Source organism: Streptomyces jumonjinensis (assembly GCF_009600885.1).
GTDB classification, from domain to species: Bacteria; Actinomycetota; Actinomycetes; order Streptomycetales; family Streptomycetaceae; genus Streptomyces; species Streptomyces jumonjinensis.
On the sequence record NZ_VCLA01000003.1, the window covers coordinates 1 to 21046 of the forward strand.

General features: G+C 73.2%; 20 protein-coding genes. 15 read left to right on the forward strand and 5 right to left on the reverse strand.

Going from position 1 to position 21046, the window contains the following annotated elements; all coding sequences use genetic code 11:
* The 3 genes from FF041_RS37660 to FF041_RS00305 form a co-directional block, all read left to right on the forward strand.
* Nucleotides 1–809 (forward strand): hypothetical protein (locus FF041_RS37660; protein ID WP_228387937.1); only part of this gene is annotated, 809 nt, incomplete at its 5' end.
* Nucleotides 806–2002, forward strand: a complete 1197-nt coding sequence (gene mycP / locus FF041_RS00300) for a type VII secretion-associated serine protease mycosin (RefSeq protein WP_153520479.1) — start codon at nt 806–808, stop codon at nt 2000–2002. The genes FF041_RS37660 and mycP, both read left to right, overlap by 4 nt.
* Before the next feature lie 33 nt (nt 2003–2035).
* Nucleotides 2036–2767, forward strand: coding sequence for an SseB family protein (locus FF041_RS00305; protein WP_323371071.1), 732 nt, complete (start codon nt 2036–2038; stop codon nt 2765–2767).
* Nucleotides 2768–2895: 128 nt separating this feature from the next.
* On the opposite strand, the gene FF041_RS00310 is transcribed toward FF041_RS00305, so the two are convergent.
* Nucleotides 2896–3267 (reverse strand): DUF1844 domain-containing protein, encoded by a 372-nt coding sequence (locus tag FF041_RS00310; protein WP_153480688.1) that lies wholly within the window; start codon nt 3265–3267, stop codon nt 2896–2898.
* Nucleotides 3268–3557: 290 nt separating this feature from the next.
* Here FF041_RS00310 and infC point away from each other — a divergent pair, with 290 nt between their 5' ends.
* The 9 genes from infC (at nt 3558) to FF041_RS00355 (ending at nt 13685) form a co-directional block, all read left to right on the forward strand.
* On the forward strand, nt 3558–4259 hold the full coding sequence (infC, locus tag FF041_RS00315; RefSeq protein ID WP_153480689.1) for a translation initiation factor IF-3: 702 nt from the start codon (nt 3558–3560) through the stop codon (nt 4257–4259).
* A gap of 125 nt (nt 4260–4384) precedes the next feature.
* Entirely contained in the window at nt 4385–4579 is a 195-nt protein-coding gene (rpmI, locus tag FF041_RS00320) for a 50S ribosomal protein L35 (protein WP_153480691.1), read from the forward strand.
* 120 nt (nt 4580–4699) lie between these two features.
* Nucleotides 4700–5086: a 50S ribosomal protein L20 gene (gene rplT, locus FF041_RS00325; RefSeq protein WP_323371072.1), complete on the forward strand. Its 387-nt coding sequence runs from the start codon at nt 4700–4702 to the stop codon at nt 5084–5086.
* Nucleotides 5087–5200: 114 nt separating this feature from the next.
* Complete coding sequence (locus FF041_RS00330; RefSeq protein ID WP_153520480.1) at nt 5201–6046, forward strand: TrmH family RNA methyltransferase; 846 nt, start codon at nt 5201–5203, stop codon at nt 6044–6046.
* Between the two features lie 138 nt (nt 6047–6184).
* Nucleotides 6185–7306 (forward strand): sensor histidine kinase, encoded by a 1122-nt coding sequence (locus FF041_RS00335; RefSeq protein WP_153520481.1) that lies wholly within the window; start codon nt 6185–6187, stop codon nt 7304–7306.
* 313 nt (nt 7307–7619) lie between these two features.
* On the forward strand, nt 7620–8741 hold the full coding sequence (gene pheS / locus FF041_RS00340) for a phenylalanine--tRNA ligase subunit alpha (RefSeq protein WP_153520482.1): 1122 nt from the start codon (nt 7620–7622) through the stop codon (nt 8739–8741).
* Nucleotides 8741–11269 (forward strand): phenylalanine--tRNA ligase subunit beta, encoded by a 2529-nt coding sequence (gene pheT / locus FF041_RS00345; protein WP_153520483.1) that lies wholly within the window; start codon nt 8741–8743, stop codon nt 11267–11269. The genes pheS and pheT overlap by 1 nt, the downstream gene beginning before the upstream one ends.
* Before the next feature lie 452 nt (nt 11270–11721).
* On the forward strand, nt 11722–13062 hold the full coding sequence (locus tag FF041_RS00350) for a transcriptional regulator (RefSeq protein ID WP_153520484.1): 1341 nt from the start codon (nt 11722–11724) through the stop codon (nt 13060–13062).
* A 92-nt stretch (nt 13063–13154) separates the two neighbouring features.
* A complete protein-coding gene (locus FF041_RS00355; RefSeq protein ID WP_153480700.1) occupies nt 13155–13685 on the forward strand; it encodes an NUDIX domain-containing protein in 531 nt (176 codons plus the stop codon).
* A 39-nt stretch (nt 13686–13724) separates the two neighbouring features.
* Here the strand turns inward: FF041_RS00355 and FF041_RS00360 are convergent, their stop codons facing one another.
* Entirely contained in the window at nt 13725–14585 is an 861-nt protein-coding gene (locus FF041_RS00360) for a 3-hydroxybutyryl-CoA dehydrogenase (protein WP_153520485.1), read from the reverse strand.
* A 171-nt stretch (nt 14586–14756) separates the two neighbouring features.
* Between FF041_RS00360 and FF041_RS00365 the strand changes: the two genes are divergently transcribed.
* Nucleotides 14757–16004, forward strand: a complete 1248-nt coding sequence (locus FF041_RS00365; RefSeq protein WP_153520486.1) for a glycoside hydrolase family 10 protein — start codon at nt 14757–14759, stop codon at nt 16002–16004.
* Nucleotides 16005–16059: 55 nt separating this feature from the next.
* On the opposite strand, the gene FF041_RS00370 is transcribed toward FF041_RS00365, so the two are convergent.
* Nucleotides 16060–16251: a DUF1918 domain-containing protein gene (locus tag FF041_RS00370; protein ID WP_153520487.1), complete on the reverse strand. Its 192-nt coding sequence runs from the start codon at nt 16249–16251 to the stop codon at nt 16060–16062.
* A 153-nt stretch (nt 16252–16404) separates the two neighbouring features.
* On the reverse strand, nt 16405–17328 hold the full coding sequence (locus FF041_RS00375; RefSeq protein WP_153520488.1) for a DMT family transporter: 924 nt from the start codon (nt 17326–17328) through the stop codon (nt 16405–16407).
* Between FF041_RS00375 and FF041_RS00380 the strand changes: the two genes are divergently transcribed.
* On the forward strand, nt 17327–18763 hold the full coding sequence (locus tag FF041_RS00380; RefSeq protein ID WP_153520489.1) for an aminotransferase-like domain-containing protein: 1437 nt from the start codon (nt 17327–17329) through the stop codon (nt 18761–18763). The two genes, FF041_RS00375 and FF041_RS00380, sit on opposite strands and share 2 nt — an antisense overlap.
* 31 nt (nt 18764–18794) lie before the next feature.
* Here FF041_RS00380 and FF041_RS00385 read toward each other — a convergent pair whose 3' ends face one another.
* On the reverse strand, nt 18795–19388 hold the full coding sequence (locus tag FF041_RS00385; protein WP_153520494.1) for a CGNR zinc finger domain-containing protein: 594 nt from the start codon (nt 19386–19388) through the stop codon (nt 18795–18797).
* 65 nt (nt 19389–19453) lie between these two features.
* Between FF041_RS00385 and FF041_RS00390 the strand changes: the two genes are divergently transcribed.
* Nucleotides 19454–20986 (forward strand): MFS transporter, encoded by a 1533-nt coding sequence (locus tag FF041_RS00390; RefSeq protein ID WP_153520490.1) that lies wholly within the window; start codon nt 19454–19456, stop codon nt 20984–20986.
* Nucleotides 20987–21046: the final 60 nt, after the last annotated feature.

Sequence of the window (21046 nt, forward strand, 5' to 3'; positions counted from 1 at the left end):
CGCCCCCCGAGCACCCCGCCGAGACCACCGCCCGGCTGCGCCCCGTCCGCACCCGCCGCCCCGTCCGCACCGCCGGTGCCCTCGTCTGCGCCGTCCTCGGGCTGGGTCTCATCGGCGGCGCCGCCACCGGAAGCTGGCTGACCGGCGACTCCAACGCCGACACCACCGCCGACACCGCCTACGCCAAGGCCCGGAGCCAGTGGCACAGCGCCCCCGTGGACACCCTCTTCCCCCGCACCCTCGACGGCCGCGGCGCGGGCCCGGGCGACGCCGACCGGGTGTGGACCCGGGTCGCCGTCGCCCCCGACGGCACCTGCGCCAGCGCTCTCGACCCCCTCCTCGTCACCACCCTCCAGCCGGTCGGCTGCGCCCGGGTGCTGCGCGCCACCTACACGGACGCCACCTCCAGCCATGTCACCACCGTCGGCATGGTCTTCGCCAAGGGCGACGCCGCCGATATGCGGGCCCTGCGCACCCGGTTCGCCGCCGAGAAGCTCGCCGAGCGCCCCGATCTGATGCCCCGTCCCTTCTCCGCCGCCGGCACCGTCGCCGCCCGCTTCGGCGACCGGCAGCGCGCCAGCTGGACCGTCGAGGTCCTCACCGATCTGCCCGTGGTGGTCTACTCCGTCTCCGGCTTCGCCGACGGCCGCACCGTGGGCGCACCCCAGCCCGCCGCCAGGGCCCAGGACAAGAAGGCGACCTCCGCTCCCGCGCAGGCCGGACTCGGCCATGAGGCCAAGGGGCTGGCGGACGGCGTCGAACGGGTGCTGCGCGCGAGCCTCGCCCCGGCCACGGGCCGCCCGACATGACCCGGGCCCGCCGCCGGCACGGCATCGCCGCCGCCCTCGCGGCCACCGCGCTCGCCCTGCTGCCGGCGACCCCCGCGCGGGCGGACGGGATACGCCCCCAGCAGTGGGGCCTCGACGCCCTGAACACCGATGAGGCGTGGCGCACCACCAAGGGCGCGGGCATCACCGTCGCCGTGCTGGACACGGGCGTCGACGACCAGCATCCCGATCTGCTGGGCAATGTCCTGCCCGGCAAGGACTTCATCGGCTTCGGCGCGACGCGCGGCGACCGCTCCTGGGCCCGTCACGGCACCGCCATGGCGGGCATCATCGCGGCGCACGGCCATGGCCCCGGCGGCGCGGAAGGGGTCATGGGCATCGCGCCCGAGGCGAAGATCCTGCCCATCCGGGTGATCCTCGAAAGCGGCGACCAGGCGCGCGACAAGGCCCGCAACTCCCGGGGCACCGCCCTCGCCCAGGGCATCCGCTGGGCCGCCGACCAGGGCGCGGACGTCATCAACCTCTCCCTCGGCGACGACAGCGAGTCCGCCCACGCGGAGGCGGGCGAGGATGCGGCCGTGCAGTACGCGCTCTCCAAGGGGGCCGTGGTCGTCGCTTCGGCGGGCAACGGCGGAGAGAAGGGCGACCGGGTCTCCTATCCGGCGGCCTACCCCGGAGTGATCGCGGTGACGGCCGTGGACCGCTTCGGCACCCATGCCTCCTTCTCCACCCGGCGGTGGTACGCCACCGTCAACGCGCCCGGCGTCGATGTGGTCATCCCCGACCCGGACCAGAAGTACTACCAGGGCTGGGGTACGAGCGCTGCCGCCGCGTTCGTCTCCGGCGCGGCGGCCCTCGTGCGCTCCGCGTACCCCGCGCTGACCCCGGCGCAGATCAAGAGGCTGCTCGCGGACACGGCCCGGGACGGCCCCGAGGGGGGACGGGACGACGCCAAGGGGCACGGGATGGCCGACCCCGCCGCCGCGCTCCGGGCGGCGGCGAAGCTGCGGCCCGAGGACCCCAGGACGGCGACGGCGGGCTACGACGAGAAATACTTCGGCCCCGGTCCGCAGCCCATGGAGGCGGACGCGGAACCGGCCGACTGGCTCGCCCCGGCGGCGGGCGGTCTGGGCGCGCTGGTGCTGGCGGGCGCGGTGGTGCTCTGGCGGGGCGCCCGTACCGCCGGAGCGCAGCGGTACGACAGCCCTGGTTGAGAGGCCCGCCCCGCGAGGAACTACGCTCGACGCGTGGCGCTCAAGAACATCCCCGATCCCGGTTTCTCCGACGACGACGGCACCGCCGATCCACGGCTCACCGCGGCTCTCGCGGCCTGGGCGCTGGACCGTGCCGCCGAGCGGCCGGTGCTCGAAGCACTGCGCGGAGCCCGGCTGCTCGTGCCCGTGGTCGCCATGCTCGGCGAGACCGAGGTGGGGGAGGACGGGCTGCGGCGGGAGAAGACCAGCGATATGGCGGTCCCCACGCTCACCGCGGGTGACCGCAGGGCGCTGCCCGCCTTCACCTCGATCGACTCGCTGGCCCGCTGGGACCCGGCGGCCCGTCCCGTCGCCGTGCCGCTGCACCAGGCGCTGGCCGCCGCCGCGCACGAGAAGGCCGACACGGTGGTGCTCGATCTGGCCGGACCCGTTCCGTACCAGCTCAGCGGGGCCGCGCTGCGGGCGCTGGCGGAGGGCCGCACCAGCGCCGATCCGCTGGACGACCCCGCGGTCGCCGAAGCGGTACGGGAGGTGGTCGCCGCCGATCCCGCGGTGGTCCGCGCCCATCTGGGGCCGGGCAGCGCGGACGGCACCCTCGCCCTGGTGCTCGCCGCCGGCGCCGCCCCGGCCGAGGCCGCCCAGCGGGTCGCCTCGGCGCTCGCGGGCCATGACGTGCTGAGGGCCCGCCTGGTGCGGGGCCTCGACTTGGCGCTGCTGCCGGCCGGGGCCACCCTGCCGGGCGAGCCCTTCTTCGTACGGGGGTAGTAGAGCCTGTCCGAGGGCCCGTCCGACCCGGAAGAGCTCCGGGATCCGGCGGACGGGCCCGGGGCCGGGTCAGCCGTGGACGGACCCTGGGACCGGTCCGCCGTGGACGGAACGACCCCGGGGGCCGGTCAGCCGTAGACGGGACCGGTGTACTTCTCGCCCGGACCCTTGCCCGGCTCGTCCGGCACCAGCGACGCCTCGCGGAACGCCAGCTGGAGCGATTTCAGGCCGTCCCGCAGCGGGGCCGCGTGGAAGGAGCTGATCTCGGTGGTGCTCCCGTCCAGCAGGCCCGCCAGCGCGTGCACCAGCTTCCGGGCCTCGTCCAGGTCCTTGTGGGCCGCGCCCTCCTCGGACAGGCCGAGCTTCACCGCGGCGGCGCTCATCAGGTTCACCGCGACCGTCACGATCACCTCGACGGCCGGCACCTCGGCGATGTCGCGGGCCATGGCGTCGAAGTCGGGGGCCTGGGGATTCTCGGCGGAAAGGGTCGCGTCACTCATGACAGACACGATAGGCGGCCGACCGGGCCGCCCCGTCTGCGGCCACCGGTTAGCCCCTCCCGGGCGGACCTGCTAACCTTGTGTGACGACCGGCTGGATACGACTGTGTCCAGCCCACAAGTGGAGGCTCCGATCTCCCACCTGGCCGTCCTCAGGGGCGGCGGGTCACCGGTCAAGCGGTGCCCATCGTTCCGTACGGACGATGGAAGCCGCTGATACGCGCCCCGCGGCTGACCGCGGCGGTGCTCCGGTATTGATGGAGCTGCCGCCTGTGTCCCGTCCGGGGCGTTTTGTGTTCCGGCGCGGTAGGTCCAAACAGACGTTACGCGGCTGACTGTCAGCCGGCCGCGTGGTGCTACCGAGGAGGATCCATCAGCGCCGAGCCCCGCATCAACGACCGGATTCGCGTTCCGGAAGTGCGGCTTGTCGGGCCCAGCGGCGAGCAGGTCGGAATCGTCCCGCTCGCCAAGGCCCTTGAGCTCGCTCAGGAGTACGACCTCGACCTGGTCGAGGTCGCGGCGAACGCCCGGCCGCCCGTGTGCAAGCTCATGGACTACGGGAAGTTCAAGTACGAGTCGGCCATGAAGGCCCGTGAGGCGCGCAAGAACCAGGCGCACACGGTCATCAAGGAGATGAAGCTCCGGCCGAAGATCGACCCGCACGACTATGACACCAAGAAGGGTCATGTCGTCCGGTTCCTCAAGCAGGGTGACAAGGTCAAGATCACGATCATGTTCCGTGGTCGTGAGCAGTCCCGCCCCGAGCTTGGCTTCCGCCTGCTCCAGCGTCTCGCTTCCGATGTCGAGGACCTCGGATTCATCGAGTCGAACCCGAAGCAGGACGGCCGGAACATGATCATGGTTCTTGGCCCGCACAAGAAGAAGACCGAGGCCATGGCCGAGGCGCGTGAGGCCCAGGCCGCACGCAAGGCTGACCGTGAGGGCGCGAAGGCTCAGGCCGACGCTCCCGCGGAGACGCCCTCCGAGGGGTGACCCGAGGGGCGGCCCACCAGGCGCCCCGGGGTCCCGCCCGGATCCAGAAACCAAGATCTGACGCTCCCCGCACGCCGGTGCCCTGTGCGCCCGGGGAGCGCCACTGACGAGGAGATAACGGCGCGATGCCGAAGAACAAGACGCACAGCGGTTCCAAGAAGCGCTTCAAGATCACCGGCTCCGGCAAGGTGCTCCGCGAGCGCGCCGGCAAGCGCCACCTGCTCGAGCACAAGCCGTCCACGCTGACGCGTCGCCTCTCGGGCAACGCGGAGATGGCTCCGGGCGACGCCAAGAAGATCAAGAAGCTTCTCGGCAAGTGACGTCCCTCCGCCCCGGCTCCGGTGATGGAGTGAGGGAGCGGATGGCACGTCGAGACCGGGACCAATTCGAATTCGGGCCGTGTGGGTATCACCACGGCCCCGCTACAAGGAGTTAATCAAGTGGCACGCGTCAAGCGGGCAGTCAACGCCCACAAGAAGCGCCGGGCGATCCTGGAGCAGGCCAGCGGCTACCGCGGTCAGCGTTCGCGCCTGTACCGCAAGGCCAAGGAGCAGGTCACCCACTCTCTGGTCTACAACTACAACGACCGCAAGAAGCGCAAGGGCGACTTCCGTCAGCTGTGGATCCAGCGCATCAACGCCGCTGCCCGCCAGAACGGCATGACGTACAACCGCCTCATCCAGGGTCTGAAGGCCGCCAACGTCGAGGTGGACCGCAAGATGCTGGCCGAGCTGGCCGTCAACGACGCCAACGCGTTCGCCGCGCTGGTCGAGGTCGCGCAGAAGGCCCTGCCGGCCGACGTCAACGCGCCGAAGGCCGCCGCCTGAGCCTCGCGCTGAGGTGTGGCGCTTCCGGACCCGCAGGCCCCAGGGCCTGCGGGTCCGAGTGTGTCTGCCGACGAGTGCGACCCCGTCCGGCCCTGTGTAGACGAAAGTGAGTTCATGTCCGCCCCCGAGTTGATCTCCCCGCGTTCCACCCGTGTCGCCGCCGCCCGGCGGCTCGCGAAGCGGAACTTCCGCGGCAAGGAGCGGCTGTTTCTCGCCGAGGGCCCCCAGGCCGTACGCGAGGCGGCCGGGCACCGGACCGGCGGCGAACCCACCCTCGTCGAGCTGTTCGCCACCCTGGACGCCGCCGAGCGGTACGCGGACATCATCGGCGCGGCCCGGGACGCCGGAGCCCGGATCCATCTCGCCGACGAGGCCGTGATCGCGGACATCTCCACCACCGTCACCCCGCAGGGGCTCGTCGGGGTCTGCCGCTTCCTGGACACGCCCTTCGCGGCCGTCGTCAAGGCCCGGCCGCGGCTCGTCGCCGTGCTCGCCAACGTCCGCGACCCCGGGAACGCGGGCACCGTGCTGCGCTGCGCGGACGCGGCCGGCGCGGACGCCGTGGTGCTCACGGACGCCTCCGTGGACCTTTACAACCCCAAGGCCGTCCGCGCCTCCGTCGGATCCCACTTCCATCTGCCGGTGGCCGTCGGAGTCCCCGTGGAGGAGGCCGTACGGAGCCTGCGCGACGCGGGCGTACGCGTACTGGCCGCCGACGGCGCGGGCGAGGACGACCTCGACGCGGAGCTCGACGCGGGCACCATGGGCGGGCCCACCGCCTGGATCTTCGGCAATGAGGCATGGGGGCTCCCCGAGGAGACCCGGGCCCTCGCCGACGCCGTCGTCCGCGTGCCGATCCACGGGAAGGCCGAGAGCCTGAATCTGGCGACCGCCGCGGCCGTGTGCCTCTACGCCTCCGCACGCGCCCAGCGCGCCCAGCGCGCCGGGGGCGCGCGCTGAACGGCGCGGGCTCGCTCTGACAAGCAGGGCTCACTGAGGGGGTGTACTCGCTCAGGGGGTCCGCACTGTCACATTCAGCTAGTAGGGTGACGGGCTCCGGGGCCCACTGAGCGTCGGCCGAGAGGTGGGGATACGGGGATGACTGTCGGGACGAGCAGGCCCATGGAGACACACAGGGACTTGCTGTGCCCTTCCGACAGCTCAGGCGTGTTCGGCGTCGACCCCGACGATCTCCCGGACGGCCTGGTCATCGCCGACGAGACCGGCCGGGTCATCTGTTTCAACGCCGCCGCCGTGCGGATCACCGCCGTCGCCAAGGGCGACGCCATCGGACTGCCCCTGGAGCGCGCGCTGCCGCTGGAGGACCTCAAGGGCCGCCGCTGGTGGACGCTGACCGACCCGTACGGCGGGCTCGCCACCCGGGTGGGGCAGCCCGAGCGCAATCTGCTGCTGCCCGGCGGGCGCGAGGTGCTGGTCTCCGCGCGCTATGTCCGCGAGCGCCCCACCGGACCGATACGGAGACTGGTGATCAGCCTGCGCGGCACCGAGGCCCGCCGCCGCAACGAACGCAGCCATGCCGAGCTGATCGCCACGGTCGCCCATGAGCTGCGCTCCCCGCTCACCTCCGTCAAGGGCTTCACCGCCACCCTGCTCGCCAAATGGGAACGCTTCACCGACGACCAGAAGCGGCTGATGCTGGAGACCGTCGACGCGGACGCCAACCGGGTCACCCGGCTGATCGCCGAACTGCTCGACATCTCCCGGATCGACTCCGGACGCCTTGAGGTGCGCCGCCAGCCCATCGATCTCGCGGCGGCGGTCGGACGCCATGTCCAGGCCCATATAGCCAGCGGCCAGCGGCCCGACCGCTTCTTCGTACGCGTCCGGCGCGAGCTGCCCGCACTCTGGGCCGATCCCGATAAAATCGACCAGGTGCTCGGCAATCTGCTGGAAAATGCGGTGCGCCACGGCGCGGGAACCGTCACCATCGAAGTGGCGCCGACAGCGGCGAAGGACGACGAGAGAGGCACGGCCGTCACCGTGAGCGACGAAGGCCCCGGCATCCCCGAGGAGTCGATGGGCCGTGTCTTCACCCGCTTCTGGCGGGGGAGCAAGCGCGGCGGGACCGGGCTCGGCCTCTATATCGTCAAGGGCATCGTCGAGGCCCACGGCGGCACGATCACCGTGGGGCGCGGGCCCGGCGGCGGCGCCGAATTCCGATTTATCCTGCCCGTGGGGGCCCCGGCCTATCTGGCCTGAGCCGCCCGCGGGCCGCACACCAGCACACAGCCCCCGCGACGACGCAGCGCCGGGACCCTGGGCCGCGGGCCTTCGGGGCCCGGCCCCCGCCGCCCGGGAATCCGGGCCTCACGGCCTTCGCGGACCCCCTGGGGGAGCCCTCGCCGACCGGTGGGGCGCCGTCCCCGGACCCGGTACCCCGCGTCAGCCCTTTAGACTCGGCCTTCGGCACCTCTGCGCCCCGGACGACGAGCGGGGGCGCCGGGGTCCGGGGGTGTCCCCCGGTCAAGGCAGCACTCAGCGCAGCACCAGCCAATCGGAAACACGGGAAGAGATGTCGGCACCCAACAAGTCGTATGACCCAGTCGAGGTCGAGGCACTGAAACCGGAAGAGATCGAGCGCATGCGGGACGAGGCGCTCGCCGCCTTCGCCGCCGCCGGCGACCTCGACGCGCTCGCCCACGCGAAGGTCGCGCACACCGGCGGGACCTCGCCGCTCGCGCTCGCCAACCGTGAGATCGGCGCGCTGCCGCCCCAGGCGAAGGCCGAGGCCGGAAAGCGCGTCGGCCAGGCCCGCGGCGCGGTCAGCAAGGCGCTCGCCGCCCGTCAGACCGAACTGGAGGCCGAGCGCGACGCCCGGGTGCTGGTGGAGGAGGCCGTCGACGTCACCCTGCCGTACGACCGCGTCCAGGCCGGCGCCCGCCATCCGCTGACCACGCTCTCCGAGCGCATCGAGGATGTCTTCGTCGCCATGGGCTACGAAGTCGCCGAAGGCCCCCAGGCCGAGGCCGAGTGGTTCAACTTCGACGCGCTGAACATCGGCCCCGACCACCCCGCCCGGGGCGAGGCCGACACCTTCTTCGTGGCCGGACCCGACGGGAGCGCCGACAGCGGAGTGGTGATGCGCACGCACACCTCGCCCGTGCAGATCCGCTCCCTGCTGGACCGCGAGCCGCCGGTGTACGTCATCTGCCCCGGCCGGGTGTACCGCACCGACGAGCTGGACGCGACCCACACCCCCGTCTTCCACCAGGTCGAGCTGCTCGCCGTGGACGAGGGCCTGACCATGGCCGACCTCAAGGGCACCCTGGACCACATGGTGCAGGCGCTCTTCGGCGAGGGCATGAAGACCCGGCTGCGGCCGAACTTCTTCCCGTTCACCGAGCCGTCCGCCGAGATGGACATGGTCTGCTACGTCTGCCGCGGCGCGTCCGTGGGCGACCCGGACCGGCCCTGCCGCACCTGCTCCAGCGAAGGCTGGATCGAGCTGGGCGGCTGCGGCATGGTCAACCCCAAGGTGCTGGTCGCCTGCGGTGTGGACCCCAAGAAGTACAGCGGATTCGCCTTCGGGTTCGGCATCGAGCGGATGCTGATGTTCCGCCACAACGTCGAGGACATGCGAGACATGGTCGAGGGTGACGTCCGGTTCACCCGGCCGTTCGGGATGGAGATCTGATGCGGGTCCCGCTTTCCTGGCTGCGGGAGTACGTCGACCTGCCGGCGACGCAGACCGGCCGTGACGTACAGACGAAGCTCATCGCCGCGGGCCTTGAGGTCGAGCGGGTCGAGGAGACCGGCGCCGGCCTCAAGGGCCCCCTGGTCGTCGGCCGGGTCCTCACCATCGAGGAGCTCACCGACTTCAAGAAGCCCATCCGGTTCTGCACCGTCGACGTGGCGGGCGCCAATGGCACGGGCGAGCCGCAGGAGATCATCTGCGGCGCCCGGAACTTCCAGGTCGGCGACAAGGTCGTCGTGGCCCTGCCCGGCGCGGTGCTGCCCGGCGACTTCCAGATCGCCGAGCGCAAGACCTACGGCCGGATCTCCCGGGGCATGATCTGCTCCGGCGACGAGCTCGGCATGGGCGACGACGGAACCAAGGGCATCATCGTGCTGCCGCCCGAGTGCGAGGTGGGCGCCGACGCCACCGAGCTGCTCGAACTGTTCGACGAGGTCCTCGACATCGCCGTCACCCCCGACCGCGGCTACTGCCTCTCGCTGCGCGGAGTCGCCCGGGAGACCGCCACCGCCTACGGGCTGCCGCTGCGCGACCCGGCCCTGCTCGACGTGCCCGGGCCCAACGCCCACGGCTACCCCGTCAGGGTCGCCGACCCCATCGGCTGCGACCGCTTCACCGCGCGCACCGTCGTCGGTCTCGACCCCGAGGCGCGCTCCCCGATCTGGCTGACCCGCCGCCTCCAGAAGGCCGGCATGCGGCCGATCTCGCTCGCCGTCGACATCACCAACTATGTGATGCTCGAACTCGGCCAGCCGCTGCACGCCTACGACCGCACCCTCGTCGAGGGGCCGATCGGAGTGCGCCGGGCCGAGGCCGGCGAGAAGCTCACCACCCTCGACGGCGTCACCCGCGTCCTGGACGCCGACGATCTCGTCATCACCGACGACCGGGGGCCGATCGGTCTCGCCGGGGTGATGGGCGGAGCGAACACCGAGATCGCCGACTCCGCGATCGACCCCGGGACGGGCCAGGCCAAGGGCACCACCGAGGTGGTCATCGAGGCCGCGCACTTCGACCCGGTCGCCATCGCCCGCACCGCGCGCCGCCACAAGCTCTCCTCCGAGGCGTCCCGGCGCTTCGAGCGGGGAGTGGACCCGCAGGCCGGGGCCGCCGCCGCGCAGCGCACCGCCGATCTGCTGGTGCTGCTCGCCGGAGGGACCGCCGAGCCCGGCGTCACCCAGGTGATCTCGCCGTCCGCGCCGCGCACGGTCTCGATGCCCGCCACTCACCCCGACCGGGTCGCGGGCGTCGAGTACGGCCGCGAGACCGTCGTGCGCCGCCTCCAGGACGTCGGCTGCGACGTCTACGGCCAGGACGAGCTGGTCGTCACCATCCCGTCGTGGCGTCCCGACCTCGCAGAGCCCAACGACCTCGCCGAAGAGGTCATCCGGCTGGAGGGGTACGAGAACCTCCCGTCCACGCTGCCGAAGCCGCCGGCCGGCCGCGGGCTCACCGAGGGGCAGCGACTGCACCGCCGGGTGGGCCGGGCGCTGGCCGGGGCCGGTTATGTGGAGACGCCGAACTACCCGTTCATCGGCGAGCAGGTCCTCGACCAGCTCGATCTCCCGGCCGGCGACCCGAACCGCCGACTGGTCAAGCTGGTCAACCCGCTCTCCGACGAGGAGCCCGCGCTCCGCAGCACCCTGCTGCCGGGGCTGCTCGCCGCGCTGCGCCGCAACATCGGGCGCGGCAGCCATGACCTCGCGCTCTTCGAGACCGGGCTGGTCTTCCACCCGGCGGCCGAGGCCCACCGCGCCGTCCGGCTGCCCGTGGACCGCAGGCCCACGGACGAGGAGATCGCGGCGCTCGACGCCACCCTGCCCGTCCAGCCGCGGCATGCCGCCGTCGTCCTCACCGGGGCCCGCGAGCGCTCCGGCTGGTGGGGGCAGGGCCGCCCGGCCGACTGGGCGGACGCGATCGAGGCCGCCCGGGCGGTCGCCCGTGAGGCCGGCGCCGAACTCCTCGCCGAGCAGGCGCAGTACGGGCCGTTCCACCCCGGCCGCTGCGCCGAGCTGTCCGTCGTCGTGGACGGGGCGAAGCTGACCGTCGGCCACGCGGGCGAGCTGCATCCGCGCGTCGTCAAGGCGCTGGGGCTGCCGGACCGCACCTGCGCCATGGAGCTGGACCTCGGTCCGGTGGAGCGGGCCGGGGCGGGCGCGCTCACGGCGCCCCGGATCTCCTCCTTCCCGGTGGCGACGCAGGATGTGGCGCTGATCGTGGACGAGCAGGTCCCGGCGGCGGCCGTGGAGCGTGCGCTGGCCGCCGGCGCGGGCGGACTGCTGGAGTCGATCCGGCTGTTCGACACCTTCACCGGTGAGCAGATCGGCGCGGGGAAGAAGTCGCTGGCGTACGCGCTGCGCTTCCGTGCCGCCGACCGCACCCTGACGGTCGAGGAGGCCACGGCCGCGCGCGACGCGGCGGTGGCCCTCGCGGCCGAGCACACGGGAGCGGTGCTCCGCGGGGCGTGAGACGCCGCTGACCCCGAGGGGGGAGGATCCGGGCTTTCCCCGGGTCCTCCCCCCTTGCCGTTCCCCTGGAGCGGCCGTGCCGCGCCGTGCCGGAACGGCGGGCGCGCTCCCGGGTGCGACGACAGCCTCTTCGGCGCCGGGCCGCGTAGGACCTACGGCCGGCAGCGGCCAAGAGCGTCCAGGAGCGGCCCGAGACCTCCGTACGGCCGGCGCCGTCCGTCCTGCCGCGGAGTGTCGGGCAGATTCAGCAGGACGAACGACGCGACTGACGACCACCGCACTGTACGAGGGGGAGCCCGGTGGTCCGGCCGCCTCTATGAGAGGCATTTCAGTCAACACGCGCGCCCGCCGGGGCGGCAGAGCGCACAGGGAACGGATCGGGGCACTCGATTCGCACCCCGTGTGAACCGCCCTCCACTACCCTGGGCGGACCGAGCCTCCGGGGGGCCTCCATGCAGCCCAACACTCTGCTCGACGCTTTGCTGGACGAGGCGGGTTTCTCCAACGCGGGACTCGCGGCCCGGGTCAATCAGGCCGGCCGCGCCCGGGGACTCTCCCTGCGGTACGAGCACACCGCCGTCGCCCGATGGCTGAAAGGCCAGCGTCCCCGCGGCCAGGTGCCGGATCTGATCTGCGAGGTGCTCGCCGAGCGGCTGTGCCGCGCCCTGACACTCGACGACATCGGACTCGGGGCGGCCCGGGACGTGGAGCTGCCGTCCGGCTCCCCGCTCTCCGGCTTCGTGGAGCGGGCCGCCGCGCTCTGGCGCTCCGACGAGCAGCAGCGGCGGTATGTCATCGAGGCCCCCGCCGTCACCGGAACCCCCGCCGTCATGCCGGTGTGGGAGTGGGAGAACCCGCCCGAGGACGCCGATGTCTCCCGCTCCGGGCGGACGAGGGTCTCGCCGGCCGACATCCGTATGCTGCGGGCCGCGCGAGCGCACTACGAGCTGATGTACCGCAGGGCCGGCGGCATCGCCGCCCGGGCCCGGATCGTCGGATTCCTCAACGCCGAGACCGCGCCGCTGCTGCGCGGCTCCTACAGCGACGGGCTCGGACGGCAGCTGCACCGGGCGGCCGGCGGACTGGTCGCGGTCGCCGGGATCTGCGCGTACGACTCCGACGCCCAGGGGCTCGCCCAGCGCTACTTCCATCAGGCGCTCCGGCTGGCGAAGGCCAGCGGCGACCGGGGGCTCGGCGCGTATGTGATCGCGCTGCTGGTCAATCAGTCGCTGTTCATGGCCGAGTACCGGCAGGCGGTGGCCTTCGCGGAGGCCGCGCTGCGGGCGGCGGGAGACCGGATCACGCCCGCGCTCGCCTCCGATCTCCATGTCATGCAGGGCAAGGCGTACGCCCATCTCGGCGACGGCACGGCCGCGCTCCGGTGCATCGGACGCGCCGAGCGGGAGGCGGAGCGGATTCGTCCGGGGCATGAGCCGGATGAGACCGGCTATGTCCAGCCGGGGCTGGTCAATGTGCAGGCCGCGGAGGCGCTGCTGAGCCTCGGGGATCTCAGCGGCGCCCATGAGCACGCGGCGGCGGCCGTGGGCTCCCCGGCGCATGACCGGGGCCGGGTGCACCGGCTCGCGATGCTCTGCCAGATCGAGCTGCGCCGGGGCGAGGCGGACCGGGCCGCCGGCTGGGCGGAGCAGATGGCCGACCAGGTGCGGGGGATGGAGTCCCAGCGGCTGAGGGACCGGCTGCGGGCGGTGCGCGGGTCTCTGGTGGCCAGCGGCTCGTCCCGGGCCGGGGAGGCGGCCGAGCTGATCGACGGCGCCCTGCGCGTGCCGCTGTGACAGCGGCGCGGCGATGCCCGGTCGACGCCTTTTCCGTCCGCTGAGGCACTGCTGCGATGTTGCCACCTACTGGTCGAAAGGTGGCACAGAACATGCAATGGATGAACTTAAGCGAGCAAACCGTCTATGAGAATCGCTGGTTCAGCGTCAATCTGGCTGATGTCGCTCTCCCGAACGGCCAGCGTCTGGATCACTTTCTGATCCGGATGCGCCCGGTGGCGGTGGCGACCGCGGTCAACGCGGCCGACGAAGTGCTGCTGCTCTGGCGGCACCGTTTCATCACCGGCAGCTGGGGCTGGGAGCTGGCCGCCGGAGTCGTCGAGGACGGCGAGGAGATCGAGGCGGCGGCGGCCCGGGAGATGGAGGAGGAGACCGGCTGGCGGCCGGGTCCGCTGCGCCATCTGCTGACGGTGGAGCCGTCGAACGGCCTCACCGACGCCCGTCACCACCTCTACTGGGCCGAGAGCGCCCGCTACACCGGTCACCCCGAGGACGACTTCGAGTCCGCACGGCGCGCGTGGGTGCCGCTGAACCGGGTGCCCGGCATGATCGCCCGAGGTGAGGTCCCGGCCGCCAATATGGCGGCCGGGCTGCTGATGCTCCACAACCTGAGGCTCGGCTAGCCGGCTAGCAGCGGCTAGCCGCCGGGGCGTCTCGCCGCGTCAGGAGTACGGGTAGAAGCCCGAGCCCGTCTTACGGCCGAGGCGTCCCGCGTCCACCATCCGCTGGAGCAGCGGAGGGGCGGCGTACAGCGGCTCCTTGAACTCCGCGTACATCGAGTCCGCCACCGAGGCGACGGTGTCCAGCCCGATCAGATCCGCGAGCTTGAGCGGGCCCATGGGGTGGGCGCAGCCCAGCTCCATGCCGTTGTCGATGTCCTCACGGCTCGCGATGCCGGACTCGAACATCCGGACGGCGGAGAGCAGATACGGGATGAGCAGCGCGTTCACCACGAAGCCCGAGCGGTCCTGGGCCCGGATGGGGTGCTTGCCCAGCACCTGCTGGACCACGGCCTCGGAGCGCAGAATCGTCTTCTCGGAGGTGGTCAGCGCGGGGATCAGCTCCACCAGCTTCTGGACCGGGGCCGGGTTGAAGAAGTGGATGCCGATGACCTGGTCCGGGCGCGAGGTCGCGACCGCCAGTTTCACCAGCGGGATGGAGGAGGTGTTGGAGGCGAGGATCGCGTCCCGGCGGGTGACCACCTGGTCGAGCACCTGGAAGATCTCGGTCTTCACCTGCTCGTTCTCGACGACGGCCTCGATGACGAGATCACGGTCGGCGAACTCTCCGAGGTCGGTGGTGAAGCTCAGCCGCTCCAGGGTGGCGTCCCGCTCCTCCTCGGTGATCTTGCCTCGTTCGGCCGCCTTCGACAGGGAGTTGTACAGCCGGGTACGGCCGATCTCCAGGGCCTCGCCCGTGGTCTCGGCGACCTTCACCGCCAGGCCGCTGCGGGCGCACACCTCCGCGATGCCTGCGCCCATCTGGCCACAGCCCACCACTCCGACGCGTGCAATGTCGGCCATTGAGTCCGTCACCTCGTGCCTTTCGCTCATCCAGTGCTGGTCCGGTGCGGCGCGGCCACCGTAGGGTTCCGGCTGCCGGCGCGACTCTCCGACGGTACTCCGGAGATGCGTGCGTACGGCGGCCAGGGCCGGGCATGCTGAGCGGATACACCGACAGTTGCGGGGTGGCATATGACGCAAATCGGACGAAGAGGATTTATGGCTTCGGCTGCGGGGGCCCTGGCCGCGGCCACCGTCGCCGGGGACGCGGTCGCCGTCACCGGCGGCGCGGAGCGGCGGCGGCGGACCCCCCGCCGGGAGTTCCGGGGGATGTGGCTGGCCACCGTCACCAATCGCGACTGGCCCTCGAAGACGGGCCTGACCGCGGCCCAGCAGCGCACGGAGCTGCTGGCCCATCTCGACACCGCCGTGGCCCGCCGGCTCAACACCGTCGTCCTCCAGGTCAGACCGACCGCGGACGCGCTCTGGCCCTCGCCGTACGAGCCGTGGTCGCAGTATCTGAGCGGCACACAGGGCACGAACCCCGGCTGGGACCCGCTCGGCACCGCCGTCCACGAGGCCCACCGGCGCGGTCTGGAGCTGCACGCCTGGTTCAATCCGTACCGGATCGCCGTCCACGCCGACCCCTCCCGGCTGATCGCGACCCACCCGGCGCGGCTGAATCCGCACTGGGTCGTCCCGTACGGCGGAAAGCTCTACTACAACCCCGGCATCCCGGAGGTCCGCGCCTTCGTCCAGACCGCGATGCTCGACGCGGTACGCCGCTACGCCATCGACGCCGTCCACTTCGACGACTACTTCTATCCGTATCCGGTCGCGGGGCAGACCTTCGACGACGACGCGGCCTTCGCGCGGTACGGCGCGGGCTTCTCCAGCCGGGCGGCCTGGCGGCGGAACAACATCGATCTGCTCGTCCAGGAGATGTCCCAGCGGATCGGGGCGACGCGTCCGGGCGTCCGCTTCGGGATCAGCCCCTTCGCCGTCTGGCGCAACATCGCCACCGACCCGCTGGGCTCGGACACCCGGGCCGGGGTCCAGACCTACGACGATCTGCACGCCGACACCCGTAAATGGGTGCTCAGGGGGTGGATCGACCATGTGGTGCCGCAGGTCTACTGGAACATCGGCTTCCCCGCCGCCGACTACGCCAAGCTGCTGCCCTGGTGGGACGAGCTGGTGCGGGAGACGGACGTCGATCTCTACATCGGCGAGGCGCTCTACAAGGCGGGCGATCCCGCCCAGCCCGCCGCCTGGCAGGATCCGGCGGAGCTCTCACGCCATCTGACGCTGGCGCGCTCCTACCCCGGGGTGCGCGGGCACTGCTTCTTCTCCGCCAAGGAGGTCGGGGCCGACCGGAACGGGGCGATGGCTCGGGTGGTGGCCGACCACTACCCGAGCAGGGTCCGACCGCCCCGCTGACCTGTTGTGCAGCCGGGCCGGGCGGGGGGACGGTCCGGCTCGTCGGTCCGGCTTGTCAGGCCGGCTCGTGCGGCTTGATGACGCAGTCGGGCCCCGGGGACATCAGGGTCTCGTGCCCGTCCTCGAAGCGGACGCGGTAGGGGGGCGCGCCCTCGTGCCCCAGTACTTCCACGACTTCGGCGATCCTGTCGTGCTGGCCCACGACCCTGCCGTGCACCAGAAGCTTGTCGCCCACGTTCGCATGCATCGGGAGTGGCCTCCTCGAAGTCGAAGGGCAGTGGTCGGTCCGTGTCTCCGAGTCTACGGCCGGGGCCGCCGCCCGCACCCCCAGTGCGGCACAGGGGGTACGGGCCGGTCCCGGCCCAGGTCAGCTGCGGTCCCGGGCCGGTCCCGGCCCAGATCAGCTGCGGGCCCGCTGGGTGACCGCGATGCACACCAGCACCCCCGCCGCGGCGATCGGCGCGGCGGGGGAGAGCTCCTCGCCCAGCAGCGCCACCGACCAGAGAAGGGTCAGCAGCGGCTGGGCGAGCTGGAGCTGGCTCGCCCGGGCGATGCCGATCGCGGCCATGCCCCGGTACCAGACGTACAGCCCGAAGAACGTCGAGACGCCCGCGACCCAGACCAGCCCGGCGACCCCCTGCGCCGTCAGCCGCACCGGCTCCAGGCTCAGCGCCGCCGCCGAGCCCGCCAGCGAGAGCGGGAGACAGAGGATCAGCGCCCAGCCGATCACCTGCCACCCCGGCATGGAGCGGGCCAGCCGCCCGCCCTCGGTGTAACCGGCCGCGCACACCAGCAGCGCGCCGAAGAGATAGAGGTCCCCGCTCTGGAGCGAACCGCCGCTCTGCGACACGGTGAAGACGATCACCACGGCCGCCCCGGCCAGCGCCGCCAGCCAGAACGCCCGGGAGGGCCGCCGCCCGGTGCGCAGGGCCGCGAAGACGGCGGTGGTCAGCGGCAGCAGCCCCACCACCACGGCGGCGTGAGAGGCGGTGGAGGTCTCCAGGGCGAGGGTCGTCAGCAGCGGAAAGCCGACGACCACCCCCGCGCCGACGACCGCGAGGGAGCCCCAGTGACGGCGCTCGGGGACCCGCACCCGCAGCGCCAGTAGAAAACCGCCCGCGATCAGCGCCGCGAGCACACTGCGCACGGCCACCAGCGACCAGGGGCCGAAGGACTCCAGCCCCCAGACCGTGGACGGAAAGGTGAGCGAGAAGGCGACCACCCCCAGCGCGGCGAGCAGGGTCCCGCGGCGGGCTTCGGAGGCGGGGGCGGAGGCGTCCACCGCTATCGATGTGGTGCGAGTAGCGCTATTCTGTGCTGTCATGCACGAGCGTAGCAGCGTCGCCGAACTGGTCATACAGCTGAAGCAGGAGCTCAACCGCTACTCACCTGGTGGAAAGCTGCCATCGAGTCGAGCGCTGGTCGAGCGCTATCGGGTCTCCCCGGTGACGGTGAGCCGCGCGGTCGCCCAGCTGACCGCCGAAGGGCTGGTCGTCACCCGCCCCGGCGCGGGCGCCTTCCGCGCCGAGCGGCGGAGCGACGCCCCCGCGCCCGGCGACACCTCCTGGCAGGAGGTCGCCCTCAGCGCCGACGCGTCCGCCGACCCCGTGCCCCGTACCGTCGACGCCTCCGGAGTGCTCGTCACCCTCGCCGCGCCACCGCCCGGGGTCATCGAGTTCAACGGCGGCTACCTCCACCCCGCGCTCCAGCCCGAGCGGGCGATGGCCGCCGCCCTCGCCCGCGCCGGACGCAGACCAGGGGCCTGGGGGCGCCCGCCGTCCGAGGGACTGCCCGAGCTGCGCGAATGGTTCGCCCGGGGGGTCGGCGGCGCGGTCGGGGCCGCCGATGTGCTGGTCACGGCGGGCGGCCAGTCCGCCCTCACCACCGCGCTGCGCGCGCTCGCCCCGCCCGGCGCCCCCGCCCTGGTCGAATCGCCCACCTACCCCGGCATGCTGGCCATCGCGCGCGCGGCGGGGGTACGGCCCGTGCCCGTGCCCATGGACGCCCAGGGGGTGCGGACCGAGCTGCTCGCCGCGGCCTTCCGGGCCACCGGCGCGAGGGTGTTCGTCTGCCAGCCGCTCTTCCAGAACCCGACCGGCGCGGTCCTCGCGCCCGAGCGCCGCGCCGAGGTGCTCCGCATCGCCTGCGAGGCCGGGGCCTTCGTCATCGAGGACGACTTCGCCCGGCGACTGGTCCATGAGGACTCCGGTCCTCTGCCGGATCCGCTCGCCGCCGACGACCGCGACGGCGTCGTCGTCCATGTCAGCTCGCTGACCAAGGTCGCCTCGCCCAGCCTCCGGGTGGGGATGCTGGCGGCCCGCGGCCCGGTGCTGGAGCGGCTGCGCGCCATCCATGTCGTGGACAACTTCTTCGTACCGCGTCCCCTCCAGGAGACGGCGCTGGAACTGGTGGGAGCGCCCGCGTGGCGGCGGCATCTGCGCACGGTGGCGGCCGAGCTGAAAGGGCGGCGGGACGCCATGACGGCGGCCCTCCGGCTCCGGCTGCCGGAGCTCTCCCTGCCGTACATCCCCGCGGGCGGCTACCACCTCTGGCTCCGGCTGCCCGGCGGTACGTCCGAGACCGCGCTGCTCGCCGCGGCTCTGCGCGCGGGCGTCGCCGTGGCCCCGGGCCGTCCCTACTTCTGCGCGGAGCCGCCGGCCGGATATGTACGGCTCAGCTTCGCGGGGGTGGCGGGCGCGGCGGAGATCGCGGAGGGGGTGCGGAGGCTGCGGGCGGCGTGCGACGAGACGCTGGGGTGAGGGCCGGGGGTCGAGGGCCGGGGGCCGGCCGTCAGGCCGGGGTGTCCGGGTTCGGCCGTCGGTCCGCGGCGTCCGGGGCGGCGCCTCTCGCGCGGCGGTGGGCCGCCACCCGCTCCCGGGTCGCGCACCGCCGCGAGCAGTAGCGGCGCACCGGTCCGCTGCCCTGGGTGAGAAAGACGTTCCCGCAGGCCGCTGAGGCGCAGATGCCGCCGGGCGGCTGCTGGCGGTCCCAGACCAGGACGGTGAGGGCGAGCGCCGACGACGCGAGCAGCCACTCTCCCCAGGGCGCCTCGTCATGGGCGTCGAGATGGGGATGCCAGGGGGACGCGCCCCGGTGCGAGGTGAGCCGGAGCGGCCCCGCGCACTCGGCGAGCAGACCGTTGAGCCGGGCGGCGGCCTCGTCGGCGTCATCGGCGGCGAAGACCTCGCGCAGCCGCAGTGCGGCCGTACGGAGCGGGGCCATATCGCCCTCGGTCACCTCGGGGGAGCCCTGCTCGCCGTGCTCGCGCAGCACGCCCGCGATCTCGTCCGGGGTGGCCTTCTCGCCGGTCAGGGCATTGACGAGGGCCGCGGTTCGCTGGGCGACCGCCTGCACCGAGTGCCGGGCGGACCATGCGCTGTTCATTGACGCCACAAGGTGAATGTAACGCATCTAGCGCATGTTTGAGTTACCTGCGTAACGTGATCGGGATGAGAAAGCGTTACGCGCTGGGGCGCTATACGGCGGGGGCGACCGCCGCCCGCACCGGGGACGAGATGGCGGGCCCGGCCCTGCTCCTCGCGGGGCTCGCGGTCACCGGATCGGCCGCCTCCGCCTCGGCGCTGCTGGCGGGGGCCACGATCGCGGCGGCGGTCGGCGGCCCGCTCCTCGGAGTCCTGCTCGACCGGTCCGCGCGGCCCGGCCGGCTGCTCGCGGCGGCCCTGGCCGGCTATGCCCTGGCGCTCCTGGCGACGGTGCTGACGCTCGGCCGGACACCCCTGGGCTGGACGGTGCTGATCGCGGTCTGCGCGGGACTGCTGGGCCCGGCCCTGGCCGGCGGCTGGACCGCCCAGCTTCCGAGGGTGGTGGCGCCGGCGGGGCTGCCCCGGGCGAACGCCGTGGACGCGATGACCTTCAACGCGGCGGGGCTGGCGGGGCCGGCGCTCGCCGGGGTGGCGGCGGAGCTGGCCGGGGCCGGGGCGGGGGTGGTGATCGCCGCCGTACTGATCTGTCTGGCACTGCCCGCGGCGCTGGGGCTGCCCATGGCGACGGCCGTCCCGGGGCCGCCCCGCACACCGCCCCCGGCGGCCCGCCCGGCCTCCGCGACGACGGCGTCCGGAACATCCGCGACCTCCGCGACCGTCCTCGGGGGGCCCGCCTTGGAGCGGCCGGGGGGCGTGACAGACCCTGAGCCCGCCCGTGGGTCTGGGCTTCCGGGGGCGCCTGCCGGGGACATGGGGGCCGCCTTCGCGCCCGAGCCCCCGGCCGCACCCGTGGGGAACCCTGGGTCCGCCCCGGGCCGCGAGGCTTCCCAGGCCCCTGAGCCCGCCCCTGTCCCCGAGCCCCCGGCCGCACCCGTCCGGGACCCCGGGTCCGCCCCGGAAGCGGCGGCCCCCGTCACCCCCTCGACCGTCCGCGACGACCTTCTCACCGGGTTCCGGGCCATCGCCCGGATACGGCCGCTCGCCCGGGCGACGGCGGTCACCACGATCTCCTGCGCCGGTGAGGGCATGCTCGTCGCCTGCGTTCCCCTGCTGGGGGAGCGGACCCTCGGCGGTACGGGCCAGGGCGCGGCCCTGCTCTCCGCCATCGCCGTCACGGCCCTCGCGGCCAACGCCCTGCTCGCCCGCCGCCCCCGGCTGCTCCGCCCGGAAACGGTCCTCGCGGTGAGCCCCGTCCTGCTCGCCGCCGCGCTCGCGCTCGCCGCGCTCGGCGGACCGCTGCCCCTCGCCGCCGCCGTCGTCCTCGCCGGCATCGGCGAGGGCCCCCAGCTCACCGCGGTCTTCGCGATACGCCACCGGGAGTCGCCCGCCCCGCTGCGCGGCCAGATCTTCACCACGGGCGCGAGCCTGAAGCTCACCGGCTTCGCCGTCGGCGCGGGCGTCGCCGGACTCCTGCTCGACTGGTCGCTGCCGGGCGCGCTGCTCGCCGCGGCGGGCGTTCAACTGCTCGCGGCGCTGGTCTGCGTCGCGTGGCCGCGCCGACCGGACGCCCCGCGACACACCCCGCGACACGCCCCGTGACACGTCCTGTGGCCGGGGGGAGCGCTCCCCCCGGCCACGGTCACGGCCCCGGCGTGGCCG